This is a genomic window from Emticicia sp. W12TSBA100-4, from assembly GCF_040253585.1.
GTDB lineage: Bacteria > Bacteroidota > Bacteroidia > Cytophagales > Spirosomataceae > Emticicia.
Window position 1 is genome coordinate 1 of record NZ_JBELAU010000041.1, and the last position, 4,453, is coordinate 4,453.

At 32.2% G+C, this 4,453-nt stretch carries 8 protein-coding genes and 1 pseudogene; 4 read left to right on the forward strand and 5 right to left on the reverse strand.

The genetic code is table 11. The annotated features are described in order from the left end of the window. Positions 1–61: 61 nt before the first annotated feature. On the reverse strand, positions 62–484 hold the full coding sequence (locus ABR854_RS25570; RefSeq protein WP_350268702.1) for a hypothetical protein: 423 nt from the start codon (positions 482–484) through the stop codon (positions 62–64). A gap of 357 nt (positions 485–841) precedes the next feature. Then, a complete protein-coding gene (locus tag ABR854_RS25575; RefSeq protein WP_350268703.1) occupies positions 842–970 on the reverse strand; it encodes a hypothetical protein in 129 nt (42 codons plus the stop codon). A 25-nt stretch (positions 971–995) separates the two neighbouring features. Between ABR854_RS25575 and ABR854_RS25580 the strand changes: the two genes are divergently transcribed. From ABR854_RS25580 to ABR854_RS25590, 3 genes are read left to right on the forward strand one after another with little or no spacing between them, the layout of a single operon-like run. After that, complete coding sequence (locus tag ABR854_RS25580) at positions 996–1,190, forward strand: hypothetical protein (RefSeq protein WP_350268704.1); 195 nt, start codon at positions 996–998, stop codon at positions 1,188–1,190. A gap of 32 nt (positions 1,191–1,222) precedes the next feature. Continuing rightward, positions 1,223–1,417, forward strand: coding sequence for a type I restriction enzyme HsdR N-terminal domain-containing protein (locus tag ABR854_RS25585; RefSeq protein ID WP_350268711.1), 195 nt, complete (start codon positions 1,223–1,225; stop codon positions 1,415–1,417). Continuing rightward, positions 1,377–1,994, forward strand: coding sequence for a hypothetical protein (locus ABR854_RS25590; protein ID WP_350268705.1), 618 nt, complete (start codon positions 1,377–1,379; stop codon positions 1,992–1,994). Before ABR854_RS25585 ends, ABR854_RS25590 begins: the two co-directional genes overlap by 41 nt. Positions 1,995–2,133: 139 nt before the next feature. On the opposite strand, the gene ABR854_RS25595 is transcribed toward ABR854_RS25590, so the two are convergent. Together ABR854_RS25595 and ABR854_RS26100 are read right to left on the reverse strand one after the other, a co-directional pair. Then, the gene (locus ABR854_RS25595) at positions 2,134–2,277 is read right to left on the reverse strand and encodes a hypothetical protein (RefSeq protein ID WP_350268706.1); all 144 of its coding nucleotides are present in this window, start codon (positions 2,275–2,277) and stop codon (positions 2,134–2,136) included. Next, positions 2,258–2,739, reverse strand: a pseudogene (locus ABR854_RS26100) (DUF6934 family protein). The gene ABR854_RS25595 and the pseudogene ABR854_RS26100 overlap by 20 nt, the downstream one beginning before the upstream one ends. Before the next feature lie 394 nt (positions 2,740–3,133). On the opposite strand from ABR854_RS26100, the gene ABR854_RS25605 reads away from it, so the two are divergent. Continuing rightward, complete coding sequence (locus ABR854_RS25605) at positions 3,134–3,934, forward strand: hypothetical protein (RefSeq protein ID WP_350268709.1); 801 nt, start codon at positions 3,134–3,136, stop codon at positions 3,932–3,934. A 170-nt stretch (positions 3,935–4,104) separates the two neighbouring features. On the opposite strand, the gene ABR854_RS25610 is transcribed toward ABR854_RS25605, so the two are convergent. Next, a partial coding sequence (locus ABR854_RS25610) for a WG repeat-containing protein (RefSeq protein ID WP_350268710.1) occupies positions 4,105–4,453 on the reverse strand: 349 nt, incomplete at its 5' end.

The window sequence follows — 4,453 nt, forward strand, 5'->3', positions numbered from 1 at the left end:
TATTTGCGGTCGTTGGAAGGAATCAATTTTGACTTTGCAGGTAGTTTATTTGAGGGTTTACTCACAATTTTTTTCGTCTACTAATTATCAATTCTTGTTCGTTTTTGTCTGAAATATCTAAAGGGATTAAACCAGGTGGTGCAACCACAATTTTAAGCAAATTACTTTTCAATTCGTATCCTACGCTTACAGGTTTAGAGTCTTTGGGTGAACCTTCTGGAATAATATTTATCACCTTTAAATTTTTTATTTTACCTAATTCAAAATTATACTTTACTGTTTGTCCAGTTTCGTCTGTAAATACAAGTAGATTACCACTGAAGTTGTACTGAAAAGCAACATTCTTTTTGATGCCATTTTGGCTTTCTGTTTCAGCTAACCAAATACCTTGCAAGTTTAAGTAATCTGATGACTTGTTTGAGAGTCTTGCTAAATTACAAGAAAAACAGAACAAAAGAATCCATAAGTTAAGTAGAAGCTTCATAAAATGGTTTTTATCACAAATTAAATTGAAAAAAAATAGAATTCCAATAATCGTATGCGACTGAATTAGTTTGGCAGTTTTTGGCTCATAGGCTCATTCGACGAGACGAATTCGCTGGTTTTTCAGTTTTTCAAACGCATAAATTTTGGCGGACAGGACAGTTCTCTCCTACTCAATTTTGAAATTTTCTGCTCTCAAAGTTGGCTTGTGACAAGTTCTCTGAGTGGTATTTTTGCCAACTTTTCTTCGACACGCAAAGTTTTATTCAACTCATTTGCTTTTTTGTATTTTTCCGTGCAATTTTACTCCCAGCAGTCAGCTGGTTCTTAGCGTGTCGGCCGTCCTTCGGACGGCATATCAGAGCGGTCGCAAAGTAAGTTTAGTCCAACTCGAAAGCATTGTGTAAAGGTCTGATACTTTATTAATTAACTCTAAATTTACTCCAAGTCCATCACAATGCTGGTCGTTGGAAAGTTTTCTACCCATAAATATCTAAATCATAATCTATTCTATGGACTTCAAAGACCAAATCAAACAACTGAGCGATAGAGTTATTAAACTAAAAGACCAAATCGCAACCGAAGAAGCAACCAAAAATGCTTTCATTATGCCATTCATTCAAATGCTTGGATATGATGTATTTAACCCTCTTGAAGTTGTTCCCGAATATGTTACTGATATTGGAACTAAAAAGGAGAAAAGATAGACTATGCTATTTTCAAAGATGATGTTCCTGCGATTTTAGTTGAATGTAAACATTGGCAGCAAAAATTAGACTTACATGACAATCAACTTTTGAGGTATTTTCATGTATCAAAAGCCAAATTTGCCATATTGACTAACGGGATAAGATACAGATTTTATACTGACTTGGAAGAGGCAAACAAAATGGATGAAAAAACCATTCTTAGAGTTCGATATTACAGAAATTAAAGAAAATCAAATTGAGGAACTCAAAAAATTCCACAAATCCTATTTTGATGTTGAAAATATTGTTAATTCTGCAACAGAACTTAAATTCTCAAGTGCTGTCAAAACAATTTTTTCCTATGAACTTAAAGCACCAAGCGATGAATTCCTCAGATTCTTTATCTCAAAAGTTTATAATGGTAAAATTACAGCAAAAGTATTAGCGGACTTCTCTGAATTAGTCAAAAAATCCATTAATAATGTTATTAGTGATATGATAACTGATAGGTTTAAATTTGCACTTGATGCTGAAGAAGCAAGCCATACTCCAGAAACCCCTGCTATTGAAGTTGTGACACCACAAATAGAAGAAACCGATAAGATTGTAACAACTGAGGAAGAATTAGAAGGTTTTATGATTGTGAAAACCATCTGCCGTCAAAGGGTTGCAATTAATAGAATCGTTTACCGTGATGCCCAATCGTATTTTGCCATACTTTTGGATGATAACAATCGAAAAACAATTTGTAGATTATATTTCAACTCAACATCAAAAAAATATATCTCATTTATTGATGCCGACAAAAAAGAAGTCAAATAAGAGATTTCGAGCTTAGATGATATTTTTTAACTACTCAGATTTATTACTTTCTGCTATTGAACGGTTAGATGGAAGCAAGTAGTAGAAGAAATCATTAGCCTTTCAAAAAAATATTCTTTCGAAAGGTTAACTTCTTTAATTACGCCATTTTCGATAGCTTACTAAAATCCACTTTTTTCAAAGTTTGAGCAGCTTTCATCATCTTTTCTTGTACCAGTTCATCAATGGAAGAATATTCTCCTTTGAGTTTTTTATTTGTTGGTTTACTGATTATCGTTTTCATAAAGTAACTTTAAAAGATTCTCTTTACTTTGCAAAGCAATAACAAAAGCATTATAATTTTGGTTCTTTTTAAAAATTTCAGTGTCTGACCCTAATAATCCATAAATAGTAAAGATTTTTTCGATTTCAGACAATTCTCTTGAAATGATAATACGGTAAAGTCGAGTTCTTTCTGCTGTGCTACCTTCTACATATATCATCTTGGTTGGGTACTTCTCGAAGAAACGGAGCATTGTTCTAATGACAGTCGCCACGACTTTTTCCATATCTTCATTGTTCGTAACAGTCTTATCACTATATGAACCATCTGAAAGAGCATCAGTGCTAAATTAAAAACATCTGGATTATCTTGAAAAGGTGTGTAAACCACAATTTTTCTCACAGTTTTTTGATTGCTCACACTTTCAAACTCAAACCAAAGACAATCCTCATCTCTTAGATATTTATAATATTGCTGTTTCATTGAATGTAAAGTTAGCCTAACAATAACCAAATGACAAATTATTTAAAAAATATCTTTTGTATTATAAGTTTATTGTCGGACGAGCCCTCTTTAAGTTTACTTAAGAGGTCTTCAGTCATCTCGGCAACTGGATATTAGAGCGATTTCAAGGGGGCTTCAACTTTCTCGTACGACAGCCACCATCTTTTTATCAACAAGATCTATTTTTTTACTATTTTTACAATATCCCTTCAACGTAGTTGTTGGTTCAACACGAGCAAATAAGTAAAAGTTTGATAAATCAATTAATTAACCCAAAATCCAACCCCCAATCTTCTCATTTGCGGTCGTTGGAATTTTTCTTTTCTTTCATTCTATACAAGTACTTCTCCCGACATTTTGCTAACTTTGCAAAATGAAAAAACAAGCTAATCAATACGATAAAATTTTCAAAGAAAACATTGAGGCCTTAATTCCAAGCCTTATGCAAAACGTCTTGAGCATCAATGCCGTTTTAGTGGAAGATTTACCAAATGATATTCAGCATACAAAAGAGCGTAAACCTGATGTTTTGAAGAAAATAACTGACCAAGACGGTTCAATATTTGTTCTAAACATCGAGTTTCAAGTTGCCAATGAATCTGAAATGATTTACAGAATGGGAGAATACTACTTCATGCTCGCTCGTAAATTTAAGCTACCAATTCGGCAGTTTGTTATTTTTATAGGAAATGCCAAACCCAAAATGGCTACTAAAATTGAGTTCCCTCTGCTAAAATTTGAGTTCCCTCTCATTTATTTAGCAAACGTTGATTATAGCCTGTTTCTAAATTCTGATAAACCCGAAGAAATAATTCTGAGTATTTTGGCTGATTTTAACAGTATTTCAACTGAATCCATTCTCAAACAAATTATTTCTCGACTTGAAGAAACTACTCAAAGTGATTTATCGTTAAAAAAGTATTTCAAACAGTTGCGTATTTTAGCTCAACTGCGTAAATTAGAACAAAATTTAAAGGATATTGTTATGGATAGCATTGCAAAATACATAGATGAAGAAAGGGACGTAGCTTTTTTAGTTGGACAAGAAAGAGCGGAAGAAAGATTTGTGAAAAATCTACTTGCTAAAATGTCTTTGACATTAGAGCAAATTGCAGATATTGCTGGAGTTTCTGTTGACTTTGTCAAGCAAATAAAACAAAAAAATGACTACTAATTAGTACTTTCAAAGTCATTTATAAACGTTTGTAGTCGTTTATAAATAAATAACTTTGTGAATATACTCGTATAAATACAAGAAAAAAAAGAACACTTAACTAACTAATAATCAACAACTTGTAATTAAATATTGGCGTCTAATTACTAGTTGAAAATATTTTTCCTCCTCTATAATCCATATAGGTCGCCATTTCCTTCTATTAATGCACGCATTATTCTATCTTCTTCGCTATCAGAATTGTATGAATCAAAATCCTCAAATTTATTACCCAATGGATAAGGCGGAGTTTTTTTCATACTTTCTTTTTCTAAATCAGCAAATGTTTTATTTTCGATATACTCAATACCTTGTGTATTAATATAAGCGTAGATTCCAAGTTTTGAGTTACCTATTCTTGCGAGTCCATTTAAAAAATAGGTAGCTGTTTCATATTGACATTCTATTATTTCAATTCCATCTTTGTTAATATACCCATATCTGACTTTATAACCTCCATGATTATCTATTATCGTTTTT